The following is an 18,728-nucleotide window of genomic DNA, read 5'->3' as shown; positions in this document are numbered from 1 at the left end:
GCCCTGGTGATGGCCGCGGTGCTGGCCCTGATCTGCGTCTATGCCGTGACCCTGACCGAACGCGCCGTCATCGCCAGCCGGGGAGGGCGGGGATGAGCCGCGCCGTTCTCCGCAGTATCGGCTGGCTCGTGCTCGCCCTGGTTCTGGCCGGCTTCGTGCTGTGGTGGATCGGCGATGGTGGCGTCTTCGCCGCCGGCACCGCCTGGATCGCCCTGCCGATTCTGGCCGCGGTGGCCGTAATCTGGCTGGCGCTGCGTGACCTGTCGCCGGTGCCGGGCCGCGTTGTCAGCATCGCCGTGCCGGTCCTGTTCGGCGCGCTGATCCTGTGGCTCTGGCAGGTGCTGGTCACCGGCTTCCAGGTGCCGCAGATCCTGCTGCCGCCACCGTCGATGATCGGCGCCCGCTTCATCGGCAGCCTCGACACGCTGTGGGTCGATTTCTTCCAGACCTTCATCCGTTCGGCCATCCCCGGCTTCATCATCGGCTCCGGCGCCGGCTTCCTGACCGCGGTGGCGATCGACCGGTCGCCCTTCCTGCAGCGCGGCCTGCTGCCGCTCGGTTCCGCCGTCTCGGCCATGCCGATCGTCGGCATCGCCCCGGTCATGATCATGTGGTTCGGCTTCGACTGGCACTCCAAGGCTGCCGTGGTCGTGGTCATGACCTTCTTCCCGATGCTGGTGAACGCGCTGGCCGGCCTGGAATCGGCGGGGGCGATGGAGCGCGACCTGATGCGGTCCTACGCCGCCAGCTATCGGCAGACGCTGCTGAAGCTGCGGCTGCCCGGCGCGCTGCCCTTCATCTTCAACGCGCTGAAGCTGAACGCCACCCTGGCGCTGATCGGCGCGATCGTGGCGGAGTTCTTCGGCACCCCGATCTACGGCATGGGCTTCCGCATCTCGACCGAGGTGGCGCGGCTCAATGTCGACATGGTCTGGGCCACCATCCTGGTCGCGGCCATCGCCGGCTCCGCCTCCTACGGGCTGCTCGCCCTGGTGGAGCGCGCGACGACCTTCTGGCATCCTTCGATGCGCCAAGCGGCGCCCTGAGAGACCGTATGGAAATGCTACTGGCGCGGCCGTCTGATGGCAGTTTCTCCGCTTCCGGTGCTCACGGACGAAGATGTCCGCTGCGCTCCGGTTCTCGAAACCACCACCAGCCGACTCACGCCAGCGCATTTCCAACCGGTCTCTGACCAACAGGGCACCGAACGAACGGGGAGAGGCTTCATATGAAAAAGACGATTCTGGGATTGGCAGCCGTCGCGGCGCTGTTCGCCGGGTTGGGCACGGCACAGGCGGCGGACCCCTTCACCATCCAGCTGAAATGGGTCACCCAGGCGCAGTTCGGCGGCTATTACGTCGCTGCCGACAAGGGTTTCTACAAGGATGCCGGGCTGGACGTGACGATCAAGCCGGGCGGGCCGGACATCGCGCCGCCGCAGGTGATCGCCGCGGGCGGTGCCGACGTCATCGTCGAATGGATGCCGGCGGCGTTGGCGGCGCGCGAAAAGGGCGTGCCGCTGGTCAATGTCGCGCAGATGTTCAACCGCTCCGGCATGATGCTGACCTGCAAGAAGGAAAGCGGCATCAAGTCGCCGGCCGACTTCAAGGGCAAGACCCTCGGCGTCTGGTTCGCCGGCAACGAGTATCCGTTCCTGTCCTGGATGGGCAAGCTGGGCCTGTCGACCTCGGGCTCGAACCCCGACGTCAAGGTGCTGCGCCAGGGCTTCAACGTCGACCCGCTGCTGCAGAACCAAGCGGCCTGCATCTCGACCATGATCTACAATGAATACTGGCAGGTGATCGACGCCGGCGTGCCGGAAAGCGACCTGATTACCTTCTATTACGAGGACCAGGGTGTGGCGACCTTGGAGGACGGGCTGTATGCCCTCGATTCCAAGCTGAAGGACCCCGCCTTCGTCGACCGGCTCGGCCGCTTCATCAAGGCGTCGGCCCAGGGCTGGGCCTATGCCAAGGCGCATCCGGACGAGGCCGGCAAGATCGTGGCCGAGGCCGATGCCTCCGGCGCCTCCACCGACGCGATCCAGACCCGGATGGCCACGAATATCGCCAAGCTGATCACCGTGTCGGACGACAAGATCGGCTGGCTCGACCCCGAGGCCTACAAGCGCACGGTGCAGGTGCTGCTGTCGAGCAAGAGCGACCCGGTCATCACCAAGGATCCGGGCGACGCCGCCTGGTCCCACGCCGCCTGGGACAAGGGCATGGGCAAGTAGCCCTGACCGTCATCCCGAACGAAGAAGGGCCGGCTCGCGCCGGCCCTTCCTGTTTCGGCCGACCGTGACGACTACAGGATGAAGTCGGAGGCCTGCAGGCTGGTCGTGTTGCTGATCACGATCTGGAAGTCTGCGACGTGGTCGCCGTTGACGTCGCCTTCGACGATCAGGTTGTGGCCGGAGACCTGGAAGCGCACTTGGCCCGCCGCCGTGAACGCACCGCCGCCGAGGAAGGCGAAGGCCTGATCACCGGCCACCCCGAGATTGGCATCGATCGCCGAGAGATCGATCCGGTCGCCCTGGGCGTGGCTGAAATCGGCGATCGTGTCGCGCCCCGCGGCACCCGCCGCGGTGTGGGACGTGTCGGAGAAGACGAAGCGGTCCGCGCCGGCGAGGCCGACCAGCACATCCTTGCCGGCCCAGCCGTTCAGCACGTTGCCGAGGATGTTGCCGGTGATGGTGTCGGCGCCGGCCGACCCGTTCACATTCTCGATGCCGGCATAGGTGTCGCCCTGGGCGTTGCCGCCAACGCCCTTCTGGGTGTTGAGGTTGACGGTGACGCCGACGTTGCTCTCGGTGTAGCTGACGGTATCGATGCCCGCACCGCCGTCGAGGACATCGGCCCCCGCACCGCCGCGGAGAACGTCATTGGCGCCGTCGCCGCGCAGGGTGTTGGCCCCGGAATTGCCGGTCAGGCTGTCGCTTCCCTGGCCGCCGGCGATGTTCTCGATCCCGATCAGGACGTCGCCCTGGGCGTCGCCGCCGCTGCCGGTCCCGGTGGCGAGGTTCACGGTCACCGTGGTCGTGCTGCTGTAGTAGCTGGCGGTGTCGTTGCCGATCCCGCCGTCGAGACGGTCGGCGCCGGCGCCGCCGCGGAGCACGTCATTGCCGTCATTGCCCAGCAGGGTGTTGGCCCCGCTGTTGCCGATCGGGACGTCGCCGGCCAGGCTGCCGGAGACATTCTCGATGCCGACATAGGTGTCGCCCTGGGCGTCGCCGCCGCTGCCCGTGCCGGTCTGGAGATTCACGGTGATCGCGGTCGGCGTGCCGAAATAGACGGCGGTGTCATTTCCCGCGCCGCCGACCAGGCGGTCCCCACCGCTTCCGCCCGTCAGCTGGTCGTCCCCGGCGCCGCCGACCAGGGTGTCGCTGCCGCTGTCGCCGGCGATGCGATCGGCGCCGTTGCCGCCGAACAGGACGTCGCGGAAGTCGGTGCCGGTGAGGTTCAGCGCCGTGGTCGAGGTGTTGAAGATGAAGCTGGACGCGGTCAGCGAGGCCAGCGTGGTGCCGACCAGGCGGATGCTTTCATCCGAGGAATCAAATCCCAGGGTGATGACGACATCGGCGCCATCCTGGTGCATGAAGGGCTGCAGGCTGGCGAAGTCGCCGACATTCAGGCCCGACACATCCACCCGGTCGCCCGCGGTGAAGCCGGTGATGGTATCGTTGCCGAACTCCCGGGTGTTGTAGATGAAGATGTCGTTGCCGGGGCCGCCGATCAGCGTGTCGCTGCCGGATCCGCCCGTCAGCTGGTCGTTCCCGGCGCCCCCGACCAGGGTGTCGCTGCCGTTCCCGCCGGCGACGCGGTCGGCCCCGTTGCCGCCGAACAGGACGTCGCTGAAGTCGGTGCCGGTGACGTTCAGGGCTGTGGTCGATGTGTTGAAGGTGAAGCTGGACGCGGTCAGCGAGGCCAGCGTCGTGTCGACGAGGCGGATGCTCTCGGTCGAGGAATCGTAGCCCAGGGTGATGACGACATCGGCGCCGTCCTGGCGCATGAAGGGCTGCAGGCTGGCGAAGTCGCCGACATTCAGCGCCGAGAGGTCGATCTTGTCGCCGGCGGTGAAGTCGGTGATGGTGTCGCCGCCAAACACCCGCGTGTTGTAGATGAAGATGTCGTTGCCGGGGCCGCCGATCAGGGTGTCGCTGCCGGACCCGCCCGTCAGCTGATCGTTCCCGGCGCCGCCGACCAGGGTGTCGCTGCCGTTCCCGCCGGCGACGCGATCGGTACCGTTGCCGCCGAACAGGACGTCGCCGAAGTCGGTGCCGGTGACGTTCAGGGCCGTGGCCGAGGTGTTGAAGGTGAAGCTGGACGCGGTCAGCGAGTTCAGATTGGTGTCGACGAGGCGGATGCTCTCGGTCGAGGAATCATAGCCCAGGGTGATGACGACGTCCGCGCCGTCCTGGCGCATGAAGGGCTGCAGGCTGGCGAAGTCGCCGACATTCAGTGCCGAGAGGTCGATCTTGTCGCCGGCGGTGAAGTCGGTGATGGTGTCGCCGCCGAACACCCGCGTGTTGTAGATGAAGATGTCGTTGCCGGGACCGCCGGTCAGGGTGTCGCTGCCGGACCCGCCCGTCAGCTGGTCGTTCCCGGCGCCGCCGACCAAGGTGTCGCTGCCGTTCCCGCCGGCGACGCGATCGGAGCCGTTGCCGCCGAACAGGACGTCGCCGAAGTCGGTGCCGGTGACGTTCAGGGCCGTGGCCGAGGTGTTGAAGACGAAGCTGGACGCGGTCAGCGAGTTCAGATTGGTGTCGACGAGGCGGATGCTCTCGGTCGAGGAATCATAGCCCAGGGTGATGACGACATCGGCGCCATCCTGATGCATGAAGGGCTGCAGGCTGGCGAGATCGGCGACCTTCAGGAACGACAGGTCGATCTTGTCGCCGGCGTTGAAGTCGGTGATCCGGTCGCTGCCGAACACCCGCGTATCATAGACGAAGACGTCGTTGCCGCCACCACCGGTCAGGATGTCATTGCCGCCGCGGCCGATGAACGTGTCATTGCCGGTGCCGCCGGTGAAGGTGTCGGAGCTGTCGGTACCTGTGTAGGTCGTCATGCCTAAGTCCCCTCCATTGCATTTAAGTCAAATTGGACTCTAATTCGGTCCGTTCCGCGCCCGCAATGTGTGAGATCACGGGATTGGCCCGCCGCCGTCGTCGCGGCGTTCACCTCTGCCGTTGCTTGGCCCGAGTCCTGAGGCAAGGCAGGCCGGCTGGCTGCCGGCTTGCCGTCCATGGACGGAAGAGGCTGTCAACGGCACGAGGCCGGGATGTCGCGTCATCGGACGCCTAGCCTGGATATCGGCTGATGGTGGCTGCAATGTGTCCGCAGGATGGGATGTTTGCCCTATCCGCGGCCGGGCCGGCACCGCCAGGCCTGCGCCGCCGGCTGGGCAGGCCCGCCGCGATCTGCGGTGCAGGCGGCTCTTGGCCTGCTGCTAGAGTCCGGCACCCGGCCCGATGGAGCCCGCGATGACCGACACGCTGCGCGGCCCGTGCTGAACCGTCTCTTGCCGGCCCTCTCGCGGCGGTGATAGTTAAGGGTATGCTTCAGCAATCGCCCGCGACGCTCGATCTGATGTTCCAGGCCCTGGCCGATCCCGGGCGGCGGTCGATGGTGGAGCGGCTGTGCCGCGGGCCGGCCTCGGTCAGCGAGCTGGCCAAGCCGCTGGAGATGACCCTGTCGGCGGTGGTGCAGCATCTTGCGGTGCTGGAAGCCAGCGGCCTGGTCCGGTCCGAGAAGACCGGCCGGGTGCGTACCTGCCAGATCCAGCCGGCGGCGCTGCGCTCGGCCGAGCAATGGATCAGCGAGCGGCGGACGCTGTGGGAACACCGCCTCGATGCCCTCGGCGCCTTCCTGGCCGAGACGTCCGGAACGCCACCCAAGGGAGGCACGCCATGACCGAACGCTCCGTCGTCCACTCGACCTTCACCATCGAACGGACCTACGATGCCGCCCCGGCGCGCGTCTTCGCCGCCTTTGCCGACCCGGCCGCGAGTGAGCGCTGGGCCGTGCAGCACCGGGACCGTCCGGTCGCCGAGATCCGGCATGATTTCCGCATCGGTGGCCAGGAATCCGGCCGGTTCAACCTGGACGACACGACCATTGTCACCAGCGAGACCCTGTACCAGGACATCGTGCCGGACCAGCGCATCATCTACGCCTACACCATGGCCATCGACGATGTGCGCATCTCCGCCTCGCTGGCGGTGATCGAGCTGGAGCCGGCGGGTGTGGGCACCCGGTTCGTCTACACCGAGCACGCCGCCTTCCTGGATGGCCGGGACACCCCGGCGGTTCGCGAGGCGGGCTGCCGCGTGCTGTTCGACCGCCTGGAGGCGGAGCTGGGCGTAGCGTCTGAGCGGCCGGGCTACAGCCCCCGGCGCGACCGCAGCGCTGCGACCAGGGTGCCGTCGTCGAGATAGTCCAGCTCGCCGCCCACCGGCACGCCATGGGCCAGGCGGGTGACGGCGGGGCCGGCGCCCTCCAGCCGCTCGGCCAGGTAATGCGCCGTGGTCTGGCCGTCGACCGTGGCGTTCAGCGCCAGGATCACCTCGGTCACCCCGGGCTCCCGCGCCCGGGCGATCAGCTGCGGGATCGACAGATCGTCCGGCCCGATGCCCTCGATCGCCGACAGCGTGCCGCCCAGCACGTGGTAGCGGCCGCGGAAGGCGCGGGCCCGCTCCAGCGCCCACAGATCGGCCACCTGCTCGACCACGCAGATCAGCCCGATATCCCGGGTCGGGTCGGTGCAGATCGGGCAGGGGTCGCTGGTGTCCAGGTTGCCGCAGATCGAACAGGGCACGATCGCCCGCGCGGCGGCATCCAGCGCCGCCGCCAGCGGGCGCATCGCCGTGTCGCGATGGCGCAGCAGGTGCAGCGCGACGCGGCGGGCCGACCGGGGCCCCAGCCCCGGCAGCCGCGCCAGCAGGTCCATCATCACCGCGATCTCGCCGCTCATCCGAATTCCATCGCTGCCCGGGCCGGTGCCGGCCCTCACCCGGACATCCTAGCGGATGTCTTGTGGGAGAGGTCACGCGAAACTCAGCGCGCTCCCGGCTTGAACGCCATCGGCCGTTCGCCTATAACCGACGGCGCCGCGGGTGTAGCTCAATGGTAGAGCAGAAGCTTCCCAAGCTTACGACGAGGGTTCGATTCCCTTCACCCGCTCCAGCACATCCATCATCCGATAAGGGCTTTTGCCGCTGTCCGTTCAGCGCGGCGCCGTGGCGTCGATGAACGCGGACAGATCGCGGTTGAACCGGGCCGGCTCTTCGATGAACGGGGCGTGCCCCGACGCCGCATACAGCGTGCTCCGGATCCGCGGATTCAGCTCCGTCGCCCGGGCGATGGCCGGCTTCGCCTGCACCAGCGCGTCCTGGGCGCCATAGATCAGCAGCACCGGCACCCGCGCCTGTCCCAGGCCCCCGGCCGCGTCGACACTCAACGACAGAACGGCGCGCTGCATGTCCCACGAGGCCATGGCTGCATTGGCGAACAGGCGCTCGAAGGTGGCCGCGTCGGGCTGGGTGTGGAAGCAGAGGGCGAGGAACTCACGCATGGTGTCGAGGTGCGTCCGCAGATCCTATGAATTCAAGTCGCGATACACCCCGGGATGCGCCGTGATCTGGTCCGGCTTCAGCTCGATCACGCCGTCGACATAGACTGCGCCGGCAATGCCGCTGTCTCCGAACGCGGCCAGATAGTTCGATATCACGGTGCCGCCCAGCGACCAGCCGACCAGCACGGGACGGCGCGCATGCGACGACTCGATGACGGCGGCGAGGTCGTCCGCCCAGCGGCGCCCATCGGTATAGGCAGCGGCATCCGTCGGCTTGCCGGACAGGCCGTGGCCGCGCATGTCGTAGGCAATCATGCGGTACCGCTGCAGCTCGGGGCTCTGCACCTGGGCGTCCCAGTTCAGGTGGCTGCCGAGCAGCCCGTGGATGAAGATGATGGCGGGACCATCGGGGTTTCCCGAGTCCTGGACGGCCAGCGTGACGCCGTCCGGCGCCGTGACCGTGTAGCTCTTCGTCTCCGCGAATGCGGCGGGCGCCGCTGCGGACAATGCGGCCGCGAAGACCAGCGCGGACAGGATGCGGCAGAAGCTGGATAGGGGCATGGGCGGACCTCTGGGTTGCAGAATTCCGGCAGCCTCGACCCTCACACTGATGTGAGGGTCAAGCGGAAAACTGCTAGGCTGTCCGGCATGAACCAGGCCATCACCCAGGGATCGCTGACCATCGGCGAGCTTGCCCGCGAGACCGGCGCCAGCGTGCGCTCGATCCGGCATTACGACGACCATCAGCTGCTCACCTCGCTGCGCACCGGCAATGGCTACCGGGCGTTTCCGCGGGCGGCCGTCGCGCAGGTCCGGCAGATCCAGCGCATGATCGCGACGGGGTTCAGCCTGGCCGAGATCCGCGCCTTTCCCGACTGCATGCGCATGATCGAAGGCGCCGGCTCATGCCCCGAAACCACCGACGCGCAGCGCAAGCGGCTGGCCTCGGTCGAGCGCCAGATCGCGGATCTCGAACGCCGCCGCGCCCGCCTGCTCAAGACGTTGGCCGAAGGCGTCATTCCGCCGCTGGACCCGTGACGCGGTCTGCCGATGTCATGACCGTCCCGCGCCCGGGGGTGGTTCCGCCCGTCTGCGCCGCCCCTTACTCTCTCCGGCGCCACACACCAGGGAGGGGAGGCAGGAATGACCCATGCAGGCAAGGTGATCGAGGGCCTGATGCGGGCGGAGGTTGATCGCTACACGGCAGCGAACCCCGTCTCGCAGCGCCTGGCGAAGCGGGCGGCAGAGGCTTTTCCCGGCGGCGTGCCGCTGCATTGGATGCGCGACTGGGCCACGCCCTTCCCGCTGTTCATGGCCGAGGCCAAGGGCGCCGAGCTGGTCGATGCCGACGGCCATCGCTATGCCGATTTCTGCCTGGGCGACACCGGATCGATGTTCGGCCACTCACCGGAGCCGGTGGTGCGCGCGGTGACCGACCAGATCGCCCGCGGCGTCACCGCCATGCTGCCGACCGAGGATGGCATCGCTGCCGCCGAGGCATTGGCTCTCCGTTTCGGCCTGCCGTACTGGCAGGTCACCACCACCGCGACCGACGCCAACCGTTTCGTGCTGCGCTGGGCCCGCGCCATCACCGGCCGGGCGAAGATCCTGGTGTTCAACGGCTGCTACCACGGCACGGTCGACGATACCTTCGTCCGGCTGGTCGAAGGCCGGCCGGTGCACCGGCCCGGCCTGCTGGGCCAGGTGGCCGACCTGACCGAAAACACCCGCGTCGTCGAATTCAACGATGTGGCGGCGCTCGAAGCCGCACTGGCGCCGGGCGATGTCGCCTGCGTGCTGACCGAACCGGCGCTGACCAATATCGGCATGGTGCTGCCGGATGAAGGCTTCCACACCGCGTTGCGCGACCTGACGCGCCGCCATGGAACGCTGCTGGTGATCGACGAGACGCACAGCATCTCCACCGGCCCGGGCGGCTGGACCCGGGCGCATGGGCTGGAGCCCGATTTCCTGACCCTCGGCAAGCCGATCGCCGGCGGCATCCCCTGCGGCGTCTACGGCTTCACCGCCGCGGTCGAATCGCGGATGCGCCACGCCCAGGCCGCGGTGCCGCACGGCCACAGCGGCATGGGCACCACCCTGTCGGCCAACGCCCTGGCCATGCGCACCCTGCGGGTGATGCTGGAAGAGGTGATGACCGACGCCGCCTATGACGGCATGGTCGCGCTGGCGCGGCACCTGGCCCGGGGGCTGCAGGCGGCGATCGCCCGGCACGGCCTGGCCTGGCACGTCACCCAGATCGGCGCCCGGGTCGAATTCCACTTCACCCCGGACCCTTACCGCACCGGCGGGGAGGCCGCGGCGGCGATGCGGCCGGAGCTGGAGCAGCTGGTGGCCCTGTTCCTGATCAACCGCGGCGTGCTGATCGCCCCGTTCCACAACATGATGCTGACCAGCCCGGCCACGACGGCGGATCAGATCGCCCATTTCCTGCACGCCTTCGACGCCTGCGCCGCGGCGCTGGCCGGCCACGCCTGAGGGGGACCAGCCATGCCTGACGCGACATCCACTGCCACCACCGATCCTGCTCAGGAATGCCTGGACTTCCTGGCGCGGCACCGCGACATCCGCTTCGTCGACATCCTGCTGACCGATGCCTGCGGCGTGCAGCGCGGCAAGCGTATCCCGGTCGGCGAGCTGGAGCGGATCTGGCGCAACGGCCGCTTCATGCCCGGCTCGATCATCAGCCTCGACATCACCGGCGCCGATGTCGAGGAGACCGGCCTGGTGTGGGAGGACGGCGATGCTGACCGCAGCGCCCGGCCGATTCCCGGCACGCTGGTGCCGGTGCCGTGGAAGGCCGAGCCTTCGGCCCAGGTGCTGCTGACCCTGTTCGAACTCGACGGCACGCCCTCGGCTTACGACCCGCGCCAGGTGCTTGCCCGGGTGGTGTCGCGGCTGGCGGCGGACGGCCTCCATCCGGTCGTAGCGGTCGAACTGGAATTCTACGTGTTCGACGCTGCCTGGCGCGAGACCGGGCGGCCGATCCCGCCGCGCGGCTCCAGCACCGGCAAGCAGGCCTACGGCATGGCCGATCTCGACGAGCTCGGCGACTTCCTGGCCGACCTCTACGCCTGCTGTGAGATCCAGGGCCTGCCGGCCGACACCGCGATCAGCGAATACGCGCCGGGCCAGGTCGAGATCAACCTGAAGCACCGGCCGGATGCGCTGCGCGCCGCAGACGACGCCATCCTGTACAAGCGGCTGGTCCGCGCCGTCGCCCGGCGGCATGGCATGGAGGCGACCTTCATGGCCAAGCCCTATGCCGGCGAGACGGGCAGCGGCACCCATCTGCACATCAGCCTGGCGGATGGCGACGGCGGCAACCGCTTTGCGGCCGAGGGCGGCGACGAGCTGCTGCGCCACGCCATCGGCGGCATGGGCGCGACGATCCGCGACGGCATGCTGATCTTCGCGCCGAACGCCAACTCCTACCGCCGGTTCCAGACTCTCAGCTACGCGCCGCTGGCGCCGACCTGGGGCATCAACAACCGCACGGTGGCGCTGCGCGTGCCGGTCGGCCCCCCGGCGGCCAAGCATGTCGAACACCGCGTCGCCGGCGCCGACACCAACCCCTATCTGGCGCTGGCCGCCGCGCTGGCCGGGATGCATCGCGGCATCCTCGACCGGCGCGACCCCGGCCCGCCTGTGACCGGCAACGGGTATGGCACGCCCGCCTCGGACATCCCGCCGAACTGGCTGGATTCGATCCGCGACTTCCGCGAGTCGGCGCTGATGCGGGATTATCTCGGCGACGCCTTCGTCGACGCTTTCGCCAAGATCAAGCTGGCCGAATACCGCCGCTTCCACGCCCAGGTCCCGCCACTGGATTTCGACTGGTACGTCAAGGTGGTGTGAGGGAGAGGCCGGAGCTCCCCCTCCCTTTCGCCGTGGAGGGGGAATGTTTACCTCGCCTCGGCGAGAGGTCGGAATCGCGTCGGCGGTTCCTGGTGAGGGCGGTGGCCGTCAGGAGACGGGATCTCATGCGATAATCCCCCTTTGATGCGGTTGTTTCAGGACGGAAGTCCGACATTCTGCGGGCGCCGGTTCGATGGTCTTATGGGACGGGGCCGGACACCGCGTGTCGATCGCCCGCCGCGCGGTCCTAGGACCAGGGCCTAGGGCGTCCGGTCAGCTTACGGCGCGGGTCTCGGCCGGCTAGGGTCGTCTCCAGCAGGGTGGCGACAGCCGTGGCATCGGCTGCTTTTCCGCCGACATCGGGCTCCCACCCCAGCGCAGCGGCATAGTCAGCGAAAGGATTGCGACATGGCGACCGTGACGGGGACATCCGCGGACGACTTCATCCATCGGGCCGGCGACGGCAGGACCGGCGGCGGACATGAGGTCACGGGCGTGACCACAGGCGCCGACACCATTTCCGGGGCCGAAGGCAACGACCTGGTCTTCGGCGATGACGGCAATGATTCGATTTCGGGCGGCAGCGGCAACGATGTCCTGGTGGGTGGCCAGGGGGCCGATTCGCTGAATGGCGGCGTCGGCTACGACACCTTCCGCATCGAGGCGGTGTCGGAGATCAGCGGCTTGGCCGAGACGATCGACGGCGGCGCCGATGTCGACCGGCTGGACTTCGCCACGGCCAATGCCTTCGGCGCCGTCGATCTCAGCCACGCCACCATCACCAATGTGGAAGAGCTGGACTTCGCCGGCAGCGGCAATGCCTTCACCCTGACCGCGGGCCAGCTCGGCGCCTTCACCACCCTGGCCGGCAACTTCGGCGTCGACACCCTGATCGTGTCGTCGGCGGGAACGGTGGACCTGACCGGTGCCGTCATCAGCAGCATCGAGGAGATCCGCGGCTCGGCTGGCAATGACAGCTTCATTCTGACAGGTGTTGCCAACGGGCAGACCGTGAACGGCGTCGGCGGTAACGATACGATCAGCGGCGGCAGCGGCAACGACACGCTCAATGGCGGCGACGGCACCGACACGATCCACGGCGATACCGGCAACGACACCCTGGTCGGCGGCACCGGGGTCGACACGCTGACCGGCGATGACGGCAACGACGTCATCCGTGGCGGCCAGGGGGCGGATATCCTGACGGGCGGGGTAGGCACCGACGCCTTTGCCTTCGAGCAGGCCTCCGACATCAGCGGCCTCGCCGAGCAGATCGATGGCGGCGCGGATGCCGACAGGCTGGATTTCGGATCGTTCAACGCCTCGGGTGCGGTCGATCTCAGCGCCGCCACGATCGCCAATGTCGAGGAGCTGGACTTCGCCGGCAGCGGCAACACCATCACCCTGACCGCGGCCCAGCTCGGCGCCTTCACCACCCTGGCCGGCAACTTCGGCGTCGACACCCTGATCCTGTCGGCGGCGGGCACCGCCGACCTGACCGGTGCCGCCATCAGCAGTGTCGAGGAGATCCGCGGCTCGGCCGGCAATGACGTGATCACCCTGACAGGCGTCGCCAACGGCCAGGTCGTGAACGGCGTCGCCGGCAACGACACCATCAGCGGCGGCAACGGCAATGACAGCCTCAGCGGCGGTGACGGCATCGACACCCTGAATGGCGGCAACGGCAACGACACCATCGATGGCGGCCAGGGGGCGGACACGCTCAGCGGCGGCGTCGGCACCGACGACTTCACATTCCACCAGTTGTCCGAGATCAGCGGCCTGGCCGAGCACATCGATGGCGGCGCCGACAATGACCGGCTGGATTTCGCCGCCTTCAACGCCACCGGCGCGGTCTATCTCAGCCTTGCCACGATCGCCAATGTCGAGGAGCTGGACTTCGCCGGCGGTGGCAACACCGTCACCCTGACCGCGGCCCAGCTCGGCGCCTTCTCCATCCTGGCCGGCAACTTCGGCGTAGACACCCTGATCCTGTCGGCGCCGGGCACGGCCGACCTGACCGGCGCCACCATCAGCAGCGTCGAGGAGATCCGCGGCTCGGCCGGAAACGACGTGATCACCCTGGCAGGCGTCGTCAACGGGCAGACCGTGAACGGCGTCGGCGGCGACGACACCCTGGTCGGCGGCAACGGCGCCGACGTGCTGAACGGCGGCGCCGGCAAGGACACGCTGATCGGCGGTGGCGGGGCCGATCTTTTCGTCGTCGCCGCGCTCAGCGACAGCGTCGTCGGCGCCAATGCGGACCGGATCACCGATTTCAACCTCGCCCAGGATGACCGCATCGATGTGAGCCGGATCGACGCCAACACCGCCGTGGCGGGCGACCAGGCTTTCACCTTCATCGGGGCTGGCGCCTACACCCACCATGCGGGTGAGCTGCACTACGCCTTCAGCGGGTCGGACACCGTGGTTGCCGGTGACGTCAATGGCGACGGCGCCTCCGACTTCTATATCCTGCTCACCGGTCACATCGCCCCGGTGGCCGGCGATTTCGTACTGTAGGCGGGCGGCGGCCGGGGTGTTCGCACCCCGGCCGTTGCGTCCTCAGAACGGCCAGGCCGCCGACACGGCGTTGGACACGGACCGGCGCAGGGTCTGGATGCCGGTCTCGACATGGCGCGAGGGATGCACCCGGTTGGTCAGCAGGGTCCAGGCATGGCCCCGCTCCAGGTCGATCCACAGCGCGGTGCCGGTGAAACCGGTGTGGCCGATGGTGTCGGGGCTGCACAGCGACCCGCCGGACCAGCCCTCGTGCCGCACCTGCCAGCCCAGCCCGTGCGGGTGGCCCTGGCTGCGCTGGGCCTCGGCGATCGTCGCCGGGCGCAGCACATCGCCGGCCAGGAAGGCCCGGGCGAAATCCAGCACCGCGCTGGTGCTGCCGAACAGCCCGGCATGGCCGGCCAGACCGCCCAGGGCGAAGGCGTTCTCGTCATGCACCTCGCCGCGCAGCACCCGGCCGCGCCAGGTGCAGCGTTCGGTGGCGACGGCGCGGGCCGGGCCGGGGCTGACGGCGAAATCGCCCGGCGGCAGCAGGTCGCGCAACGGCTTGCCGCGCAGCCGTTCGACCAGGATGCCCAGCAGCACGTAGTTGACGTCGGAATAGGTGTCGGCGCCCAGGGTCCAGTCCTTCTGCAGCACCAGCGCCTTCAGCGTCTCCGGATCGCTGCCCCAGGTGTAGAGCGGCTCCACCGCCGGCAGGCCGGAGCGGTGGGACAAAGCGCGCCGGATCGTGATCCGCCGCACCGGGTGGTCGGGCTGGTATTGCCGCAGATCGGGCAGATGCAGCACCAGCGGGTCGTCCAGATCGACCCGCCCGGCCTCGACCAGCCGCAGCACTTCGGTCGTGGTCAGGATCACCTTGGTCAGGCTGGCCAGGTCGAACAGGGAATCCTCGGCCATCGGCGCCCGGTCCGGCACCAGGGCGGCCTGGCCGCCGAAACGGATGGCGCGGTCGCCCCCGTTTGTGACCAGCCCCAGCACGGCGCCGGGGATGCGGCCGGCATCGATGGCTTCGTCGACCAGGGCGAAAGCGGCATCGGCAGCAGCGGCAACAGTCATTCGGTGCAGTCCAACTGGTGGGGCAGGGTCACGCCGCGCGGGGCAGCGGGCGGTGCAGCACGCCGCCGGTCATCGGCCGGGGCACGCCGGTGGTGGTCGGCAGGCTCAGCGGCAGCCCGTCCAGCGATCGAACGGCGAGGAAGGCGAAGGCCTGAGCCTCAAGCGCGTCGCCGTCCCAGCCGACCGCTTCGACCGGGTCGACCGGCACGCCCAGGGCCTGGCGCAGTCCGTTCATCAAGGTCGAGTTGTGCCGCCCGCCGCCGGTCACCAGCCAGCGCTGCGGCGCCGTGGCGAAATGCCGGCGCGACGCCGCGACCGAGGCGATGGTGAAGGCGGCCAGGGTGGCGGCGCCATCTTCCAGCGACAGCCCGTCGACCGCCGCCATCGGGAAGTCGTTGCGGTCCAGCGACTTCGGCGGCGGGGCGTCGAAATAGGGGTTGGCCATCAAAGCGGCCAGCCGGTCCGCGGCCACCGTGCCGGCGGCGGCGATGCGGCCATCCTCGTCATAGCGCGCGCCGGTGTGGCGCTGCACCCAATCGTCGATCATGGCGCTGGCCGGGCCGGTGTCGAAGGCGGTGATGGTGTCGTCCTCGATCACCGTGACATTGCCGACGCCGCCGAGATTGAGCACCGCCAGCGGCCGGGGCAGGCCGCGGGCCAGGGCCGCATGATACAGCGGCGCGAAGGGCGCGCCCTGGCCGCCGGCCGCGACGTCGGCGGAGCGGAAATCATTGACGCAGGGGATGCCCAGCGCCGCCGCCAGCCGGGCACCGTCGCCGAGCTGCCGGGTGAAGCGCCGCTCCGGCCGGTGCAGCACGGTTTGGCCATGCATGCCGACCACGTCGACCGCATCCGGCGCCAGCCCGGCCTCTGCCATCAGCCGGCGCACGGCGGCGGCGTTCAGGTCCGTGACGGTCTCGGACAATTCGGCCAGCGCGTCGTGCTCGGCCCGCGCCGGGTCGCGCGCCACCGCCAGCAGGGCGCCGCGGATGGCGTCGCCATAAGGCATGGTCAGGGCCGGGCCGCGGCTGAACACCGCCTCGCCGTCGGTCTCGATCACCGCGACATCGACCCCGTCCATCGAGGTGCCGCTCATCAGGCCGATGGCGGTGCGCCGGGCTGCGGGCATGGACTTCGCCTTTCCTCACTCGAATCGCCCGACGATAGCGCCGAAGCGAGCCGGGCGGTATCCTCGGCTGCGCCGTCCTTTAATCACCCGGCCCGGGATGAACCTCCGCTTCATCGACGCCTTTTCCTGGATCGTGCGCCTGGGCAGCTTCCGGGCGGCGGCCGAGAAGCTGAATCTCAGCCAGGCCGCCGTCTCCAGCCGCATCGCGGCGCTGGAGGCGGAGCTGAACTGCAAGCTGTTCGACCGCACCAGCCGTGAGCTGCGCCTGACCCCGGCCGGCCGCAGCCTGGTGGCCTTCGCCGACCGGCTGCTGGCGATCCAGCAGGAGATGCGTGAAAGCCTGGGGCAGGACGAGACGGTCAGCGGCACGGTGCGGATCGGCGTGGTCGAGACCGTGGTGCACACCCTGCTGGTGCCCATCGTCGAGGCGCTGCAATCCGCCTATCCCGCCTTGGCGCTGGAGATCACGGCGGAGCCGACGCGGGCGCTGCAGGACCATCTGCGGCGCGGTGCCATCGACGTCGCGCTGCTGACCGACCCGGTGCTGGAGCTCGACATCCTGAACCAGCCGCTGTGCGAGCTGCCGATGGGCTGGGTCCGCCGGCCGCAGCCGATGGAGCGGGACCGGGTGGTGCCGCTGGCGGAGCTGGCCGGCGGCCCGATTATCACCTTCCCGCGCGGCTCGCAGCCCCATGCCGCGGTGCTGGAGGCGTTCCGCGCCGCCGGCACGGCGCCCGGCCTGCTGCATTGCGTCACCTCGATCGCCGCCATCCTGCGCCTGGTGCATGCCGGCATGGGCGTCGCCTCGATGCCGCTGGCGACGATCCATGACGAGCTGGCCGGCGGCCTGCTCGCCGTGGTCCCGGCCGATATCGGCCTGCCGCCGCTGCCGATCCTGGCCAGCTACCGGCCGGATCCCGCCAGCCGCCTGTTCGACCTGGTGGTCGATGTGGTCCGCGACGAGACGCGGCAGTTCTGCCAAACCCTCGGCCCCGCCTTCGCCCGGCCGCTGGGCGCACCGCCGGCCCTGGACTGATCGGAAAAATCGATCACGGCCGGCCGGAATAAACCGTTTGTCGCGGCCGCCTGGCGATTCCTAATCTTTCCGGATCAAGAGGCCGCCGCACCCGCGCGACGGGACGCGGCAGCCGGGAGGCAATGCTGCGTCGAACCGAAACGCGCATGGGAGCAGGGGATCAGATGGACAATGCCACTCAAGCCAGGCTGGCGGGCGCCGATCCGGCAGCGCTGCGGCTGATGCAGGCCGATACCGGGCCGGGACCTGGTGCCGCTGGGCGCCTGGCCGCGGCCAGCATGGTCGGCACCGCCCTCGAGTGGTACGACTTCATGATCTACAACACCATGGCGGCGTTGATCTTCAACCAGGTCTTCTTCCCGTCCGTGGACCCGATCGTCGGCACGCTGCTGGCGTTCTCGACCTATGCCGTGGGCTACATCTCCCGGCCGCTCGGCGGTGTGATCTTCGGCCGCCTGGGCGACAAGCTGGGCCGCCGCGCCGTGCTGGTGCTGACCCTGTCGCTGATGGGGCTGACCACCGCGCTGATGGCCGTGCTGCCAAGCTACGCCACCATCGGGGCCTGGAGCCCGGCGCTGCTGGTGGCGCTGCGCTTCGTGCAGGGCGTTGCGCTCGGCGGTGAATGGGCCGGCGCGGTGCTGCTGACGGTCGAACATGGCCGGGCGGACCGCCGCGGCCTCAACGCCTCCTGGGCCCAGGTCGGGCCGGCCGCCGGCACGCTGCTATCCTCGGCCGTTATCGCCGGCGTCACCGCCCTGCTGACCGACTATGATTTCGCCGCCTGGGGCTGGCGGGTGCCCTTCGCGCTCAGCGCCATCCTGGTGTTCTTCGGGCTGTGGATCCGCACCACGATCGACGAGACGCCGCTGTTCCGCGACCTGCAGGCGCGGCAGGAAACGGCGAAGGCGCCGGTCGGCGAGGTGATGCGCCACCATTGGCGGGCGCTGCTGATCGCCGGTGCCGCCCGCATCGGGCCGGATGTGATCTATTCGCTGCTGGTCGTGTTCAGCGTCACCTACATCACCCAGGTGCTGGGCCTGCCGCGGTCGCTGGCGCTGACCGCCCTCTTGTGCGGCGCGGCGCTGAACGCCGTGGCCACGCCGCTGTTCGGTGCGCTGACCGACCGGGTCGGCCGCCGCCCGGTCTATGCCGGCGGGCTGGTCGCGTCGCTGGTCTGGGGCGTCGCCTTCTTCGCCCTGGTCGACAGCCGCAGCACCGCGCTGATCATCTTCGCGATCAGCGTCGGCATGATCTTCCACGCCGCGATGTATGCGGCGCAGGGTTCCTTCATCACCGAACAATTCGCGCCGCGCGTGCGCTACACCGGGTCGTCAATCGCCTACACCTTCGGCAGCTTGGCCGGCGGCGGGGCGTTCGCACCGCTGATCATGGCGACGCTGCTGCGCGAGACCTCGGCCACCAGCGGCATCGCGATCTATGTCGTCGTCGCCCTGCTGGTGACCGGCATCGGCCTGGCTTGTGCCCGCGAAACGGCACGAAGCCTGGATTGACCATCGCCGGGGCTGATCC

The 18,728-nt window shown here is 69.2% G+C and carries 16 protein-coding genes and 1 tRNA gene; 11 read left to right on the top strand and 6 right to left on the bottom strand.

All coding sequences use genetic code 11. The features are described from left to right. Nucleotides 1-92: 92 nt before the first annotated feature. The gene (locus tag AC3XYG_RS34270; protein WP_489144369.1) at nucleotides 93-1,046 is read left to right on the top strand and encodes an ABC transporter permease; all 954 of its coding nucleotides are present in this window, start codon (nucleotides 93-95) and stop codon (nucleotides 1,044-1,046) included. A 182-nt stretch (nucleotides 1,047-1,228) separates the two neighbouring features. Beyond that, complete coding sequence (locus AC3XYG_RS34265; protein WP_489144368.1) at nucleotides 1,229-2,236, top strand: ABC transporter substrate-binding protein; 1,008 nt, start codon at nucleotides 1,229-1,231, stop codon at nucleotides 2,234-2,236. A 71-nt stretch (nucleotides 2,237-2,307) separates the two neighbouring features. Here the strand turns inward: AC3XYG_RS34265 and AC3XYG_RS34260 are convergent, their stop codons facing one another. Further along, complete coding sequence (locus AC3XYG_RS34260; protein WP_489144367.1) at nucleotides 2,308-5,070, bottom strand: beta strand repeat-containing protein; 2,763 nt, start codon at nucleotides 5,068-5,070, stop codon at nucleotides 2,308-2,310. A gap of 488 nt (nucleotides 5,071-5,558) precedes the next feature. Here AC3XYG_RS34260 and AC3XYG_RS34255 point away from each other — a divergent pair, with 488 nt between their 5' ends. Together AC3XYG_RS34255 and AC3XYG_RS34250 are read left to right on the top strand one after the other, a co-directional pair. Further along, complete coding sequence (locus AC3XYG_RS34255) at nucleotides 5,559-5,915, top strand: ArsR/SmtB family transcription factor (protein WP_489144366.1); 357 nt, start codon at nucleotides 5,559-5,561, stop codon at nucleotides 5,913-5,915. Beyond that, nucleotides 5,813-6,439 carry an SRPBCC family protein gene (locus AC3XYG_RS34250; RefSeq protein ID WP_507021939.1) on the top strand — a complete coding sequence of 209 codons (627 nt, stop codon included), beginning with the start codon at nucleotides 5,813-5,815 and terminating at the stop codon, nucleotides 6,437-6,439. Before AC3XYG_RS34255 ends, AC3XYG_RS34250 begins: the two co-directional genes overlap by 103 nt. Here AC3XYG_RS34250 and recR read toward each other — a convergent pair. Beyond that, nucleotides 6,385-6,975: a recombination mediator RecR gene (recR, locus tag AC3XYG_RS34245; RefSeq protein WP_489144364.1), complete on the bottom strand. Its 591-nt coding sequence runs from the start codon at nucleotides 6,973-6,975 to the stop codon at nucleotides 6,385-6,387. The genes AC3XYG_RS34250 and recR overlap by 55 nt on opposite strands. A 138-nt stretch (nucleotides 6,976-7,113) precedes the next feature. Here recR and AC3XYG_RS34240 point away from each other — a divergent pair. Continuing rightward, nucleotides 7,114-7,187: transfer RNA gene (locus tag AC3XYG_RS34240), tRNA-Gly, on the top strand. A gap of 40 nt (nucleotides 7,188-7,227) precedes the next feature. Here AC3XYG_RS34240 and AC3XYG_RS34235 read toward each other — a convergent pair. Beyond that, entirely contained in the window at nucleotides 7,228-7,575 is a 348-nt protein-coding gene (locus AC3XYG_RS34235) for an alpha/beta fold hydrolase (RefSeq protein ID WP_489144363.1), read from the bottom strand. 24 nt (nucleotides 7,576-7,599) lie between these two features. Next, the gene (locus tag AC3XYG_RS34230; protein WP_489144362.1) at nucleotides 7,600-8,136 is read right to left on the bottom strand and encodes an alpha/beta fold hydrolase; all 537 of its coding nucleotides are present in this window, start codon (nucleotides 8,134-8,136) and stop codon (nucleotides 7,600-7,602) included. Nucleotides 8,137-8,223: 87 nt separating this feature from the next. On the opposite strand from AC3XYG_RS34230, the gene AC3XYG_RS34225 reads away from it, so the two are divergent. From AC3XYG_RS34225 to AC3XYG_RS34210, 4 genes are all read left to right on the top strand, one after another. Continuing rightward, nucleotides 8,224-8,613: a MerR family transcriptional regulator gene (locus tag AC3XYG_RS34225; protein WP_489144361.1), complete on the top strand. Its 390-nt coding sequence runs from the start codon at nucleotides 8,224-8,226 to the stop codon at nucleotides 8,611-8,613. A gap of 105 nt (nucleotides 8,614-8,718) precedes the next feature. Then, nucleotides 8,719-10,074 (top strand): aspartate aminotransferase family protein, encoded by a 1,356-nt coding sequence (locus AC3XYG_RS34220; protein WP_489144360.1) that lies wholly within the window; start codon nucleotides 8,719-8,721, stop codon nucleotides 10,072-10,074. 12 nt (nucleotides 10,075-10,086) lie between these two features. After that, a complete protein-coding gene (locus tag AC3XYG_RS34215) occupies nucleotides 10,087-11,454 on the top strand; it encodes a glutamine synthetase family protein (protein WP_489144359.1) in 1,368 nt (455 codons plus the stop codon). Between the two features lie 408 nt (nucleotides 11,455-11,862). After that, nucleotides 11,863-13,977: a beta strand repeat-containing protein gene (locus AC3XYG_RS34210; RefSeq protein ID WP_489144358.1), complete on the top strand. Its 2,115-nt coding sequence runs from the start codon at nucleotides 11,863-11,865 to the stop codon at nucleotides 13,975-13,977. Nucleotides 13,978-14,019: 42 nt separating this feature from the next. Here AC3XYG_RS34210 and AC3XYG_RS34205 read toward each other — a convergent pair whose 3' ends face one another. Further along, a complete protein-coding gene (locus AC3XYG_RS34205) occupies nucleotides 14,020-15,033 on the bottom strand; it encodes a serine hydrolase domain-containing protein (RefSeq protein ID WP_489144357.1) in 1,014 nt (337 codons plus the stop codon). Between the two features lie 28 nt (nucleotides 15,034-15,061). After that, entirely contained in the window at nucleotides 15,062-16,162 is a 1,101-nt protein-coding gene (locus tag AC3XYG_RS34200; protein WP_489144356.1) for an anhydro-N-acetylmuramic acid kinase, read from the bottom strand. A 97-nt stretch (nucleotides 16,163-16,259) separates the two neighbouring features. On the opposite strand from AC3XYG_RS34200, the gene AC3XYG_RS34195 reads away from it, so the two are divergent. Together AC3XYG_RS34195 and AC3XYG_RS34190 are read left to right on the top strand one after the other, a co-directional pair. Further along, complete coding sequence (locus AC3XYG_RS34195) at nucleotides 16,260-17,198, top strand: LysR family transcriptional regulator (protein ID WP_489144355.1); 939 nt, start codon at nucleotides 16,260-16,262, stop codon at nucleotides 17,196-17,198. Between the two features lie 164 nt (nucleotides 17,199-17,362). Beyond that, complete coding sequence (locus AC3XYG_RS34190; protein WP_489144354.1) at nucleotides 17,363-18,709, top strand: MFS transporter; 1,347 nt, start codon at nucleotides 17,363-17,365, stop codon at nucleotides 18,707-18,709. Nucleotides 18,710-18,728: the final 19 nt, after the last annotated feature.

This window comes from Inquilinus sp., assembly GCF_057815775.1.
Note: the sequence above shows the minus strand (reverse complement) of the source record. Positions and strands in the feature narration are given on the sequence as shown.